This is a genomic window from Janthinobacterium sp. UMAB-56 (assembly GCF_900095265.1).
Taxonomy (GTDB): Bacteria; Pseudomonadota; Gammaproteobacteria; order Burkholderiales; family Burkholderiaceae_D; genus Janthinobacterium.
This window is the reverse complement of the sequence record NZ_LT607670.1, coordinates 160,362-174,107: the sequence shown is the minus strand read 5'-3', so window position 1 is coordinate 174,107 and position 13,746 is coordinate 160,362. Positions and strand designations below refer to the sequence as shown.

12 protein-coding genes and 1 tRNA gene are annotated in these 13,746 nt (G+C 55.6%); 11 read left to right on the top strand and 2 right to left on the bottom strand.

Going from position 1 to position 13,746, the window contains the following annotated elements:
* Nucleotides 1-357 precede the first annotated feature (357 nt).
* From K0F85_RS25455 to K0F85_RS25440, 4 genes are all read left to right on the top strand, one after another.
* Complete coding sequence (locus K0F85_RS25455; protein ID WP_219118641.1) at nt 358-579, top strand: hypothetical protein; 222 nt, start codon at nt 358-360, stop codon at nt 577-579.
* Between the two features lie 219 nt (nt 580-798).
* Entirely contained in the window at nt 799-2,892 is a 2,094-nt protein-coding gene (locus tag K0F85_RS25450) for a M13 family metallopeptidase (protein WP_219118640.1), read from the top strand.
* Between the two features lie 182 nt (nt 2,893-3,074).
* Complete coding sequence (locus K0F85_RS25445; protein WP_257638164.1) at nt 3,075-5,147, top strand: M13 family metallopeptidase; 2,073 nt, start codon at nt 3,075-3,077, stop codon at nt 5,145-5,147.
* A gap of 232 nt (nt 5,148-5,379) precedes the next feature.
* The gene (locus K0F85_RS25440) at nt 5,380-7,293 is read left to right on the top strand and encodes a methyl-accepting chemotaxis protein (RefSeq protein WP_306985992.1); all 1,914 of its coding nucleotides are present in this window, start codon (nt 5,380-5,382) and stop codon (nt 7,291-7,293) included.
* 114 nt (nt 7,294-7,407) lie between these two features.
* Here K0F85_RS25440 and K0F85_RS25435 read toward each other — a convergent pair whose 3' ends face one another.
* Nucleotides 7,408-7,971 (bottom strand): cytochrome c5 family protein, encoded by a 564-nt coding sequence (locus K0F85_RS25435; protein ID WP_219118639.1) that lies wholly within the window; start codon nt 7,969-7,971, stop codon nt 7,408-7,410.
* A gap of 199 nt (nt 7,972-8,170) precedes the next feature.
* On the opposite strand from K0F85_RS25435, the gene K0F85_RS25430 reads away from it, so the two are divergent.
* Nucleotides 8,171-8,246: transfer RNA gene (locus K0F85_RS25430), tRNA-Arg, on the top strand.
* Between the two features lie 163 nt (nt 8,247-8,409).
* On the top strand, nt 8,410-9,219 hold the full coding sequence (locus K0F85_RS25425; RefSeq protein WP_219118638.1) for a hypothetical protein: 810 nt from the start codon (nt 8,410-8,412) through the stop codon (nt 9,217-9,219).
* 134 nt (nt 9,220-9,353) lie between these two features.
* Here the strand turns inward: K0F85_RS25425 and K0F85_RS25420 are convergent, their stop codons facing one another.
* Entirely contained in the window at nt 9,354-10,082 is a 729-nt protein-coding gene (locus K0F85_RS25420) for a hypothetical protein (protein ID WP_219118707.1), read from the bottom strand.
* Between K0F85_RS25420 and K0F85_RS29250 the strand changes: the two genes are divergently transcribed.
* From K0F85_RS29250 to K0F85_RS25395, 5 genes are all read left to right on the top strand, one after another.
* The gene (locus tag K0F85_RS29250; RefSeq protein WP_219118637.1) at nt 10,019-10,318 is read left to right on the top strand and encodes a PepSY domain-containing protein; all 300 of its coding nucleotides are present in this window, start codon (nt 10,019-10,021) and stop codon (nt 10,316-10,318) included. The genes K0F85_RS25420 and K0F85_RS29250 overlap by 64 nt on opposite strands.
* A gap of 103 nt (nt 10,319-10,421) precedes the next feature.
* A complete protein-coding gene (locus K0F85_RS25410; RefSeq protein WP_219118636.1) occupies nt 10,422-10,649 on the top strand; it encodes a hypothetical protein in 228 nt (75 codons plus the stop codon).
* Nucleotides 10,646-11,542: a hypothetical protein gene (locus K0F85_RS25405; RefSeq protein WP_219118635.1), complete on the top strand. Its 897-nt coding sequence runs from the start codon at nt 10,646-10,648 to the stop codon at nt 11,540-11,542. The genes K0F85_RS25410 and K0F85_RS25405 overlap by 4 nt, the downstream gene beginning before the upstream one ends.
* 30 nt (nt 11,543-11,572) lie before the next feature.
* Nucleotides 11,573-13,057 carry a hypothetical protein gene (locus K0F85_RS25400; protein ID WP_219118634.1) on the top strand — a complete coding sequence of 495 codons (1,485 nt, stop codon included), beginning with the start codon at nt 11,573-11,575 and terminating at the stop codon, nt 13,055-13,057.
* A 343-nt stretch (nt 13,058-13,400) separates the two neighbouring features.
* Nucleotides 13,401-13,697 carry a hypothetical protein gene (locus tag K0F85_RS25395; RefSeq protein ID WP_219118633.1) on the top strand — a complete coding sequence of 99 codons (297 nt, stop codon included), beginning with the start codon at nt 13,401-13,403 and terminating at the stop codon, nt 13,695-13,697.
* Nucleotides 13,698-13,746 lie beyond the last annotated feature (49 nt).

Genomic DNA, 13,746 nt, shown 5'->3' with positions numbered 1-13,746 from the left:
AGCTAGCGTCTCTTGCACAAGCGCCAGTCCCCGTGGAGCGGCGCTTTGTTGAAAGTATAGACCTGAATCTCTGCCGACGTGGGCCGGCCGTGGAAAAAGCGTGTCCGGGGCCAGTCTACGCGCGAAAATGGGGCTTGCAGCTTGCCATATGTTGCCGCTTTGTATGCGATGTATAGTTCATCTTGAGGGGAGTAAGCATTTGTAAGAGTCGAAAAAAAGCGTGTGCGACGGCCCTATAGTGGATTCGCATTCTCGACCCGAAGTGGTTTTGCCTGCGTCTGCGGACGCAGGCTTTTTTTATCTGCGGGCTCAGTCTCATTTAGACTGGAACTTCTTCTTTCCCCGCAGATAAAAAAAATGTTAACTGATTTACAGGCACGTGTCTCACTCAAAGTGCTGATTGAAAAGTATCTGAAAGGGCGGCATCCTGACGTCGATCTGCTGACCGACATCGTTCAGGATCCGTCACGGCAAGTGCCGATTAGGGGTGTGCTCGAAGGCATCGGGCAGTTCAACAACACGCAGTTCACGCAACAGGAGCTGGAGCTGATCGACGACCTGCTCTATTTATATGGATAAACGCGCCATGCGCTTTTCCGAGCCACGCCATGCTCGCCGGCCCGGACAATGAAAGCCCCTTGAGCCTGGTCGAACTGAGCGGCAATTGCGCAGCAGTCCGGGGGCAAGGATGGCCAAAGGGCATGGTCACGTGCTACATTCCTGCAGCGCCTGGCGCGGCAGGCTATCCGCCCGCAGCTCTGCGCCCGGTCTTTTTGACATGCCCCATAAGGACAATCCGTGAATCGCTATCTCTTAAGCAGTCTGACCCTGACCCTGTTGGCTGCGTTTGCCCATGCCGCCGAACCGGCCTCCAGCACATCCGCCGTGGCCGCGCCGACCGTGGCGCCCAGTGTCGCACCTTCCGCGCCTGCCGCCGCCGGTGTCGTTTCCGGCATTGATGTGCAATACATCGACCCCGCCGTGCGCGTGCAAGACGATTTCTTTACCCATTTGAATGGCAAGTGGCTGGCCACGGCCGAGATCCCTGCCGACAAGTCGAGCTGGGGCTCGTTCGCCAAGCTGCGCGATGACACCACGCCACAGTTGCGCGGCATCATCGAAGCCACGCAACAGGACAAAAATAAGAAGGCCGGTTCCGAAGCGCAGAAAATCGCCGACCTGTATGCCAGCTACATGGATGAAGCCAAGCTCGATGCGCTGGGCACGAAGCCACTGGCCGGTGAACTGAACCGCATCCGCTCGCTGCGCGACAAGAAGGGCGTGCCAGCCCTGATCGCCCACCTGAGCCAGACGGGCGTGTCGACCCCGTACGCCGTCTACGTGGGCCAGGATGCGCGTGCCTCGACGAAATATGCGGCGTATGTCAGCCAAAGCGGCCTGGGCATGCCAGACCGCGACTACTACCTGGAAGCCAAGCAGGCTGGCGTCAAGGAAAAATACCAGGCGCACGTGGAAAAGATGCTGGCGATGGCCGGCGACAAGAACGCCGCCGCCCGCGCCAAGGCCGTGGTCGCCCTGGAAACGGCTCTGGCCGAAGTGCAATGGACCAAAGTCGAGAACCGTGACCCGGTGAAGCGCTACAACAAGACCGACCTCAGCAAGCTGAACGACCTGACCCCCGGCTATGACCTGAAGTCCAGCCTGGCTGCGCTGGGCATCGCCAACAAGGTCGATTACGTCATCGTCAACCAGCCCAGCTACCTGGCCGGCTACAACAAGGTGCTGGCCGCCACCGACCTGGACACCCTGAAAGCATACTTCGAATGGCAGTTGCTGCGCAGCTACGCCAGCTACCTGTCGAAGAACTTCGTCGATGAGAACTTTGCCTTCTATGGCACGGTACTGAGCGGCGTGAAGGAAAACCAGCCGCGCTGGAAGCGTGGCGTGGGCGCCGTCGAAGGCGTGCTGGGCGAAGCCGTCGGGAAACTGTATGTTGCGCAATATTTCCCGGCAGAGCGCAAGGCGCGCATGCAGGAACTGGTGAAAAACGTGCTGGCGGCCTACAAGGACAGCATCGACACGCTGGACTGGATGAGTCCGGAAACCAAGAAGGAAGCGCAAGCCAAGCTGGCCAAGTTCACGCCGAAGATCGCCTATCCGAATGTGTGGCGCGATTACACCAAGCTGCAAATCGTCCAGGGCGACCTGGTGGGCAACATGATGCGCGCCGCCAATTTTGGCTCCGCCCGCCAGGTGGCCAAGCTCGGCAAGCCGATCAACCGCGAAGAGTGGGGCATGACGCCGCAAACGGTGAACGCCTATTACAGCTCGACGATGAATGAAATCGTCTTCCCCGCGTCCATCCTGCAGCCGCCGTTCTTTGACGCCAATGCGGATGACGCCGTCAACTATGGCGCCATCGGCGCCGTCATCGGCCATGAAATCAGCCACGGCTTCGACGACAAGGGCAGCCAGTCCGATGGCGACGGCAACTTGCGCGACTGGTGGACCCCGGCCGACCGCAAGAACTTCGCCGCCAAGGCCGATGCGCTGACCAAGCAGTACGACGGCTACAGCCCGCTGCCTGGCTACCATGTCAATGGCGCGCTGACCCTGGGCGAGAACATCGCCGACAACTCGGGCGTGGCGATTGCGTACAAGGCGTACAAGATTTCGCTGGGCGGCAAGCCGGCACCCGTACTCGACGGCTTGACAGGCGACCAGCGCTTCTACATGGGCTTTGGCCAGGTATGGCGCAGCAAGATGCGCGAAGCGCAGCAGATCGTGCAGATCAAGACCGATCCGCATTCGCCGGGCCAGTACCGCGCGAATGGCACCATGGTCAACCAGCCTGGCTTTTACGAAGCGTTTGGCGTGAAACCGGGCGACAAGATGTATGTTGCCCCGGAAAACCGCGTGATCATCTGGTAAGCCCTGGCGTGATGAAAACGTAATCTTGCAGCAACAGGAAAGGCCACTTCGCGTGGTCTTTTTTGCATTCCGGATAAAGTTCTTTCTGTCATTTCGGCCGGTATGCTACAGTCAAAAACCGGGCCAGAAGCCTTGGGCCTTCTGACCCTTATATTTCACACAATACAATATAGAGGACAACCGTGAATCGTTATTTGTTAAGTGCATTGACCCTGAGTTTGTTGGCCGGCGTATCCGGCATGGCTGGCGCCGCCGATACTGCCAAGAAAGCCGCCGTCGCCACTGCGGCTCCCGCGCCTGCGGCGCTGACGTCCGGTATCGCCATCGAATACGTCGATCCTGCCGTGCGCGCACAGGACGATTTGTTCCAGCACCTGAACGGCAAATGGCTGGCGGAAACCGTCATTCCCGCCGACAAGTCGAGCTGGGGCAGCTTTGCCAAGCTGGCTGACGATACGCAAACACAGCTGCGCGGCATCGTCGAAGGCGCTAGCGCCGACAAGGCCCGCGCGGCCGGCTCGAATGCGCAGAAAATCGGTGACTTCTACAACAGTTTCATGGATGAAGCCAAGCTGGAAAGCCGGGGCCTGACGCCCTTGAACGCAGAGATGGCGAAGATCGCCGCGCTGCAGGACAAGGCCGAGTTGCCGGCCGTGATTGCCCACTTCAGCAAGCTGGGCGTGACTTCGCCTTACGACTTCGGCATCCACCAGGACGCCAAGGATTCCACCAAATACGTGGCCGACATCGTACAAAGCGGCCTGGGCTTGCCTGACCGCGATTACTACCTGGAAGAAGGCAAGGCCGATACGCGCGCCAAATACCTGGCTCACGTGGAAAAAATGCTCAGTTTGGCCGGCGATGCGAACGCTGCCGCGAATGCAAAAGCCATCCTGGCGCTGGAAACTGAGCTGGCCAAGGCGCAGTGGAGCAATGTGCAGAACCGCGATCCCGTCAAGACCTATAACAAGGTGGAACTGGCGAAACTGGCCGCCGTGGCGCCAGGCTACGACTGGGCCCGCTACCTGAAGGACACTGGCATCGCCGGCAAGGTCAGTTACGTGATCGTCAGCCAGCCCAGCTACCTGAAAGGCTTCGCCGAGATCGCCAACAAGACGCCGCTGGACACATGGAAAGCGTACTTCCAGTGGCACTTGCTGCACGCCAATGCCGGCTACCTGTCGAAAGCGTATGTCGATGAAAACTTCGCCTTCTATGGCACCACCCTGACGGGCGTGACGGAAATGCGCCCGCGCTGGAAACGTGGCGTGGGCGCCGTCGAAGGCGCGCTGGGCGAAGCCGTAGGCCAACTGTACGTCGAGCAATATTTCCCGGCCGAACGCAAGGTGCGCATGGAAGCGCTGGTGAAAAACTTGATGACGGCCTACAAGCAGAGCATCGACAAGCTTGACTGGATGAGCCCTGTCACCAAGAAACAGGCGCAGATCAAGCTGGCCAAGTTCACCACCAAGATCGGCTATCCGAACAAATGGCGCGATTACTCGGGACTGACGGTGGCGCCCGATGATTTGATCGGCAACATCCAGCGCTCGCACCTGCTCAACTACAACCGCGAATTGAACAAGCTGGGCCAGCCCATCGACCGCGACGAGTGGGGCATGACGCCGCAGACCGTGAACGCTTATTACAACCCTGAGCTGAACGAAATCGTCTTCCCGGCCGCCATCCTGCAAGCGCCGTTCTTCGATGCCAAGGCGGACGACGCCGTCAACTATGGCGCCATCGGCGGCGTGATCGGCCATGAAATCAGCCACGGTTTCGACGACCAGGGCGCCCAGTACGACGGCGACGGCAATCTGCGCGACTGGTGGACCACGGCCGACCATAAAAACTTCGCCAAGAAAACCAAGCAACTGGTGGCGCAGTACAACAGCTTCAGCCCTGTCAAGGGCCACTTCGTCAATGGCGAACTGACCCTGGGCGAGAACATCGCCGACAATTCCGGCGTGGCGATTGCCTATAAAGCGTATAAATTGTCGCTCAATGGCAAGAAAGCCCCCGTCATCGACGGTTTCACTGGCGAGCAGCGCTTTTATGCCGGCTTTGCCCAGGTGTGGCGCATGAAGATGCGCGAAGCGCAGCAACTGGTCTTGCTGAAAACGGACCCGCACTCGCCAGGCCAGTTCCGCGCCAATGGCACCATGCGCAACCAGCCGGGCTTCTACCAAGCCTTCGACGTGAAGCCGGGCGACAAGATGTATCTGCCACCGAAAGACCGCGTCATCATGTGGTAAGACTGCTGTTCAAGGCCTGAGTTGCCAGCCGCCCCGCGCAAGCCGGGCGGCTTTTTTGCGCCCGACATGGGCGTGCTACTGCGGAAGCAAACTGAGCACAATGAGAGAAGTGTTGCGCGCGTCGGCGGCGATTTCCCTTGCTCGTTGACAACGAAGATTGAAGCGCCTATACCTGGATGAAAGCAATAATAAACCCGCGTAGCGCCCCGTATGTCATCAAAAAGGAAACATTGTGAGAGACATATTCCGTACCAGCCAAGCCCGCTTCATCGCACTGTTCAGTCTTGTTTTTGTCGTGTTGCTGGTCATGACACTGGCCGTCATTCATTTTTTCGTTACGCCGGACTTGAAACGCACCGAGGGCATGGTGGTCGGTTTTGACGTCAGCAAAATTTCCACCCGGATTACCGAGCAGCTGCGACAGGTGGAAGCACAGCAGCGCAGCATCACCCAGACGGTGGCCCTGATGGACAGCGCTGCAATCGACGTCCTGTTGCCGGGGCTGGTTGACCAGTACTCCGACCCCAATGTGTTTGGCGGCGGCATCTGGCCGCTACCGAAAAAGCGCGATCCCGAGCGCGACAAGTTCAGCACCTTTTTCGCCCGCGACGCTTCCAACAAACTGGTCGTCAACACCCACTGGAACTCGCCGGAATCGCTGAAGTATTTCGAGCAGAGCTGGTATCTTGGGGGGCTCAAGTCCGCCAAGGGGCATTGTGACTGGGCCAAGGCCTACAAGGACGACGCCAGTGCGCAGCCGCGCACCAACTGCGCCATGCCGATCTACAAGAACAACGAGCTGTATGGCGTTTCCACCATCGACGTCACGCTGGGCTTTTTCAACCGCCTGGTGGCTGACATGGAGACCGCGATCCACGGTCAGATCCTGATCGTCGAGCGCGACGGCAAGATCATCAGCAACAGTACTTATATCAAGGAAGAGATCGTCCTCAAGAAGGTCGAGGATCTGGCGGCCAGTTCGCCGATGGTGGCGGCCATCGGTCGCCTGCTGCCCAAGCTGGACGCGCAGGGCGTGGCCGAATCGGAGTATCGCAGCGACGGCACGCCCCACACGCTGTTCCTGAAGGCAATACCGGGTAGTCCGTGGGTGCTGGCGACCGGTTTGCCGACCAGCCAGCTGACACAGCAAAGCGACCGCATCCTGGGCAGGCTGGGCATGGTGCAGATCCCCATCGCCTTGCTTCTGCTGGCCATGTTCATCGGCAGCATCCGTCTGTTCATGGGACGCCTGGGGGTACTCAAGAGCAATATCGACGCGCTGTCGGCCGGCGACGCCGATCTGACGCGGCGCCTGCCGGGCGGTGGCGGCAGCGAGTTCAACGATGTGGCCGCCAGCTTCAACGCCTTCATCGAACGGCTGCAACTGATGATGCGCGAAATCGGCCTCAGCACCGGCTCCATTGCGCTGGCCTCGCGTGAAATTGCCAGTGGCAACCAGGATCTGTCGGCCCGCACCGAAAGCCAGGCCAGCGCGCTCGAGCAGACAGCCGCGTCGATGGAGGAGTTGACCGGCACCGTCAGACAGAACGTCAGCAGCGGCCAGGAGGCCAACCGGCTGGCGCTGGACGCCTCGAAGGTGGCGGCGCGGGGTGGCGCGGTGGTGACGCAGGTGGTCGAGACGATGGGTGCGATCGAACGTTCGTCGAAGAAAATCGCCGACATCATCAGCGTCATCGACGGCATCGCCTTCCAGACCAACATCCTGGCCTTGAACGCGGCCGTCGAGGCGGCCCGGGCGGGCGAACAGGGCCGCGGCTTTGCCGTGGTGGCATCCGAAGTGCGCAACCTGGCGCACCGCTCGGCCACGGCGGCCAAGGAAATCGGCGCGCTGATCGTTGAATCGGTGCACAACGTTGACGCCGGCACCAAGCTGGTCGACCAGGCCGGCGCCACCATGCAGGACATCGTCGCCGGCACCGACAAGGTTGCCAACATCATCGGCGAGATCCTGTTGGCCAGCCAGGAGCAGGAAACGGGCATAGGCCAGGTCAACCAGGCCATCGTCCAGCTCGACGACAACACCCAGCAAAATGCCGCGCTGGTGGAACAGGCGGCGGCGGCAGCCCATTCGCTGCAACAGCAGACCGGCAAGCTCGAGCAGATCATCGGCGGATTCAAGCTGTAGCGCGACGCGCATCGACATCAAAAAAGCCGCCCGGTTCAGTTGAACCGGGCGGCTTTTTTACCTCCGAAGCCACCCTGGGGCCGCTTCAACGCGCCGCTTGACGCGGCATCGCACTTATTTCTTGGCGTCTTCCGCTGGTGCGCTAGCGCCGTCAGCGGCTGCGGCCGGTGCCGGCACTTCCGGTTCCTTGAACTTGCCGCCCGAAGCGTTGGCCATGTAGACCACGGCGCGCGCCACTTCCACATCGTCGAGGTCAGGATTGCCGCCCTTGGCCGGCATCGCGCGCAAGCCTTCGACGGCGTGTTTCAGGACCGTATCATAGCCCTGGGCCAGGCGGGCCGACCAGCTGCCCGCATCGCCAAATTTGGGTGCACCGGCCACGCCGGCACCGTGGCATGCCACGCAGGTGGCCGTGTAGACCGCTTCGCCGCCTTGCAGCACTTTCGGACCGCTGGCATCCTTGAAGGTAAAGCCTTCATTGGCCACCGGACTCAGGCGGGCATCGATGGCTTCCGGCGACTGGCTGTCCGTACCTGCACCCGTCAGTTTTTGCGCCGTGACGAACTGCACCAGCAAGATGATGCCGATGACGGTGAGGAGAAAGAAGCCCGCTACGGCGGCAAGCAATTGTTTAGGCGTTTTGATCGCTGATTGTTGTTCGTTATGTGCGTCGCTCATGATGTCCTTAGTCCAGATTTGAAACTGATGGCCGTGTAAGGTAGCATTTTTACATGCTTGTATGTAAACCTTTATGAAACCCACAATTATAGGCACAAAAATTGAGCAGTGACATGCAATTGCCGGTGATACGACAGTTTCCGTAGACGTAGGTAAAGAAAAACGGTATCCTTCGCATCACTTCAGAAATTCCCCCTACGCGGCTGTAGCTCAGTGGATAGAGTATTGGCCTCCGAAGCCAAGGGTCGTGGGTTCGATCCCCGCCAGCCGCACCAGCATTCATGCGCCTTTCAAGCAGATTAGCGTAATGGAACTTAGCTTCGAATCGTTTTTGGGAAAAGTTTTGGGAAAAATCCCGTAGAAACCTTCCTGATTTTGCGTACGCGGAGACAGCCAATTTTTTCCTATACGTAACTCCTACAACTCTGGAGTTACGCCATGTCAAAAAAGCAAAACGGTCGCCTGGAAAAGCATATCTACGTTGAAGAGCGGAGCGGCTCGCTCCGCTTCAAGGTGGTTGTCCCTCCGTTCCAAGATTCTGCAACCTTCTCAACCATGGAGGAAGGCGCGCTTTGGGCTCGTCGCCGGCGCGTGGAACTCTTGGAGAGCAAAGCCTCCAACCTGGCCTCGCCGGAACTGCTCCATGCTGTGTCGGCATCTTCCGGTTTCCCACATGCCCCCAAGGCCCCGCTTCCCATCAAACTGTCGGACGTGTTCGACTCGTATCAACATAATGACCTTCCAAAGCTTACAGGCAAGGATGCAGAGGCATCGCGTCTGGAAAGGTTGCGCAAATGGTTTGGCGAGCGTACTGTCGATCAATTGGATGAGACCCTCATCGACGAATGGAAGAAGAACCGCCTTGGCGGCAAATTGGGTTCCGGACGTGATCCCAATCGTGCGGCTACCATGTCCGCTTCCGATGGTGTAAAGCCGCTTACAAAGCATCAGCGTTACACGCGCAAAAAGGCGGGGAAGGAAGTACCGAGCCTACCAATCTATCCTGTCAGCACCCAAACTGCCCGGCATGAACTGAACCTGCTACGTCGGTCGGTAACGAAATACTTCAGTAGAGAAAATCGTTGGCCAACTTATGGGGCTTGGTGGCAAGCCCATTCCCTGATGCGGATGCAGCTTCCAGGCGCTGCAGAGCCCCGCAATCGGCGCGTATCGGATAATGAACTGCTGGCAGTGTTCAACAGTATCAAGGACATGGCGGCGCGGCTGATCTTAGGAAATGGGCACTGACTTCACTCTGGTCAGGCCATGAACTATCAATCCTAGTGAGTGAGTCAAGTTACTCCACTCGTGCTGGCGACTTGACATCCTGTGACATAGTCAAAAAACAATTTTCTAAGAGGAAAAAAATCAATATAGATAGACTACATTACACCGCTTTGCTCCCGTAAACTGCGGTAAACCTCCTCCACAAGCAGGTTCGCAAGCCCCTTGAAAACCTTCTCATGCCGTAGTGCTTGGTCGGCCATGGAACCGTGGTTTTCCAAGGCATCTACCACGGCGTTGTTGAGCTTGGTTTCATAAGCGCCGTTGGCAAAGGCGTCCACTGTGTCGTTGGCCTGCGCCTGCTCCTGTAAGGTAGGGTCGTTCACCATCTTGCCAATCAGCGTGGTGGCGTAGCCCTTGAAATCGGCGTCGGACAGGTTGCCGGAAAACACCTCGTTCATTTTCTTGATGATGGCCGATAGGCGGTCTTCCGGGTCATCCCAGGCTTGCCCGCCGCCCGTGCCCATTGGCTTCATCGGCTCTGCCTTGCCGGCCTCCATGTCGAGCTTGTGTTTTTGCTCGTTGACCACCTTGTAGCCCGCCAAACGAACGGATTCATCCAGCGCTTCATCACCGCCCGCCTTGCCCTGCAAGCGCGGCAGCAACATGCGGCAAAACGCATGCAGACGTTCCAGGTCGGCATCGTCGTATGAACGCATTTGCGACAGGAAGTCGTAGGCGCTGACATAAGAGGCCACATCCCCTCGGAACAGCTCTTGCACCTCCTTGGCTTGCACCTTGAACCGTTCATGCGCCTTTTTCAATGGCGCCTGAATCGTGGCTTGCTTGCCTTTGGGGTCAAAGAATCCCTTGGCAAAGGCCAGCACTTCTTCCCACAGGTACGGCCAGCGGCGACACCATCCGCAGCTGGATCAGCACCCTGCACATGGCTTCGATGTGTAGCTGGCCCTTTAAACTGTTCATATGCGCCATGGGCGTGATGGTGGTCACTTTGAGCGTGACGGGCATGCTAGCCTGGAACGCCGGCGCCGCCGTGACGCCCTGGCCTTTCGGGCTCAGAAATGACCTGATACGGCCCCCATCAACTCGGTGCTCGATGTGAGTATTGGTGATATTTTCTTGTTGTTCGACTGGTATAATGTTTCCAAAATGAAAAATTAAATGATTAAGATTAACAAATATTTTTTAGGAAATAGGAGAACGCAGTGACACTCAAGCAAAAAATCATTTCAGCTTATTGTTCCATCGCCGTATTGTTCGGTCTGTATGGTTGGATGTTTGGTCAATTCAAGTATCGAGGATTATTTTATAATCTGGGCCGTGGCTTAGTCTGGCCGGTGACGATTTTTCCAGCCCTTGGTCAAATTATTGGCGCAGTAATTATTGTTGCTGTTGTGATTGCCGTACTAGTTTTTGGAAAAAGCAGGAATTGAAAGCGTCTATGTGTTACTTGAAGATGGCTGCCTTGTTGATGGTCTTGGCTGCCTGCAGTAAAGTTGGTAATTTCGAACAGAAAGCAATTGAGTTCAGGCAAGAGTGTTTTGGGGATCATAGTGTGAAATGCCGCTCACTGTTGATCGATTTGAATATCGCCAAGTTGGAGGCGGGCATCGAGTCAATGGAGAAGAAAAAGAATGATATCGTCGCATGCCATGGCCTTCAATACTATGACAATGGCATCCGTCTCATCAATGAAAAAATTGCTTACTTTGACGATGATGTAAGACCTAATATTTTTATGCGCACCTTCATGTCTGGTGCTGAAATCGAACTTGACTTACCACCTTTCAAGTCGGAGCGAGATTTTGCAGCATTTACAGGACAGGCCCGACAGTGTACGAATAACGGTCAGGCTGCTAACTCAACGGTCGAGCAAAGAAGCGCTGTAACCACTGTCACTAGTTCTCCGCCAACGTTCAAAACACTGGCTGGCCCGTTGGGGATCATGCAAGTGGCCGATGGAAAAAATGTGGTTACCTTAAATGGGGCCCGCTTGTTTCATGGAGAAGATGCTCAATGGCAATCACCGTTGCAACAGTTTAAACTACCAGATGGACGCGATATCGTTTTGATGTCAAGCGCTGGCGGGCGTGGCAACAGTTGTGAAACGCTGTTTTTCTTCCTGACGGCGACAGAGAGTGGTGTCACACATTCACCTTCATTTGGAACGTGTTCGCCAGACCTCAAAGTTCAACAGGAGCTCGATAAAATCATAATGTATGTCCCGAAAATGGGTGGGCAGGCAATCTTTGTCTTCGACGGCACCTCTGTGACAGAGGACGGTCAAGCAGTGGTTTTGCAAGATAGCAATGATCCATCGAAATAATTTAATACCAAGCAGATTACAGCGTAAAAAATGAACATGATAGAATGTATCTTGGGTGAGTTGCGGCGTTTTGGTGCTTCTGATTTTTACGTGCAAGGTGATATTCCTGCTGTGAAGCTACGAAATGCAGTCGAAAATTATCCAGTGCCTGCTGGGGAAACTGTGCTTGCGTTGGTGGATGCGACAGTTTTCGGTTCAGCCAAGAATGGACTGGCTTTTGGATGTCAAGGAATTTACTGGAAAAACGATTGGGCAAGCAAATCTGCCAAGAGTTTCCTTTCATGGGAAGCGGTGACTACTTTGGTGGACAGCATGTATGTCAAGAGTGGTGATTTATTTTTTGCGCCAGACTGTCCGTTCAATCTTTCTGGTTCACAGGTGAAACCGCAAGCGCTTTTGGCGTTATTTGAAAAAATCAAGAAGGCTGCACTGAGCAGCAACCATGAGGAAATTGGCAAAGAGCAAAGGACAGAGGCTACGGACACTCAATCTGGTGTCAGCCAGTCAACTTCGGCGGCGTCCACGCCGCACAGTGCGCCAACAAAAGTAGCTGAGAAAGCCTTTCCTGGCGCGTATGACCCTCGATCATTGCAACTGGTTCAGGAAATAGCCAAGCGACATCGCTTGCCAAGCAGTGTTTATATTGCGCCATCCATTAAGGTACACAAGGTAAAAGTCATTTTGGAGGCATGTGGGGGGAGTCTCGACCCTTACTCAATTCTGGTGATCGTTGATAATACGTTTTTGCAGACTGGGAAAGACTTTCTAATAGTGACGGAGAAAGCCCTGGTTGCCAGAGGCTTGCTCTACAAACTTGACCAGTTCGCACTGACAGATATACGTGATATACGTTGTCATGAAAGTGAGTTTTATATCAACAATCACGATTTTCAATTTTTCGATCAGCTATCAAATAGTGAGGTACTGATTCTTTGCGATTTTCTGCGCGAATTGGTGCCGCAGTTGCGGCAGTTAAAGAAAAGCAATAGTTCGGCGATCCCATTTTTGGAGCGGTCGTTTGAAGCAGCCTCTTCCTTCTTGAGAAGTGAGCTGAATGATGATGCCGACCCTGAGCTGGATGAGATCATAGGACACGTTCTCAAAGTCTTATATGATTTTTTTCCGATCATTGCAGACCATTTCGATACCGATAACTACTGTGGTGACGACTATCGGCTACACCAGGTTGTATTGGCGTTTAGCTTATTGGCAGGGTATACCTATCACCATGCGCAACTAAACGAAAGTGAAGTACTGGCAACATTGTATGTGACTTCCAGCGTTGCAATAATTGAATCCGTCGTTGCTTTGGGAGCGGAAGAAAGAATTTATTTGAAGCGAAGTAGTGGTTACAGCTCCGTTTTTCAAACAACTTTTGCTGCTGTTGCCTCGGGTGCCCCATTTTCATCAGCGTGTCGTCCGTTGCTTGACGGACCGCCAGAGGATAGAAAAGCGGTTTTGCTGGCTCAGCAGGCAGCGACATCTGCAATCGAATTGCTAAAAGAACATCTATAGCGTACCTTGGAAAGGCGTTGTGCGTTTTGACGAAACCTTCCGATGTTGACTGTCTGCTGATTCCGCGCTCCGTGGGGTTTGAGGTGCAGTGGAACGGAAAACCGGGTTAAGCCACTAGCGCCACTTTCAGGTACTGATAGCCGCTGTACGTCCTCTTTGGTTTGCAACCTGATAGCAGCGAAGAGCTTGGGAAAAATCTTGGGGAAAATTATCCGCGATTTTCTTCCCAACCTTTCCTTGCCTTGCCTAATTCTACCGGTAGGAATATGATGTAAATTCAAGGAGTTACAGTAAAATATGCCAGTTTTCGTAGTCGTCTAACGAGCCTCCGAAGCCAAGGGTCGTGGGTTCGATCCCCGCCAGCCGCACCAGACAAATCAAGACTCGCGTTTTATCCAGCCAGCATTGCCATGCTGCTGCATGCTGTATCCCCACTCTTATTTCAACAAACCTGACCAGGTCTGTATCGCTGCTTGCCAGGGATGCCACTTCTTTGTGCGCCGCCCGCTCGAAAACGCCCCTGACGCCCCTGCCGTTGTCGCTTTACAAGCTCCCAAGTGCTCCCACCGCCGATATCAAAATTGATATCGAAACTGCGGAAAAATTGATTGGAGAGATTATCGTCCAGCCCCTAAGATAAACGCCGAGCATGCGCACGACATGCAAGCTGCACAACAATATCAAAACAA

Coding starts and splice junctions, on each gene's coding strand:
- K0F85_RS25435 (WP_219118639.1), bottom strand. CDS start 7,971: ATGAGCGACGCACATAACGAACAACAATCAGCGATCAAAACGCCTAAA.
- K0F85_RS25455 (WP_219118641.1), top strand. CDS start 358: ATGTTAACTGATTTACAGGCACGTGTCTCACTCAAAGTGCTGATTGAA.
- K0F85_RS25400 (WP_219118634.1), top strand. CDS start 11,573: ATGAACATGATAGAATGTATCTTGGGTGAGTTGCGGCGTTTTGGTGCT.
- K0F85_RS29250 (WP_219118637.1), top strand. CDS start 10,019: ATGGCGCCTGAATCGTGGCTTGCTTGCCTTTGGGGTCAAAGAATCCCT.
- K0F85_RS25425 (WP_219118638.1), top strand. CDS start 8,410: ATGTCAAAAAAGCAAAACGGTCGCCTGGAAAAGCATATCTACGTTGAA.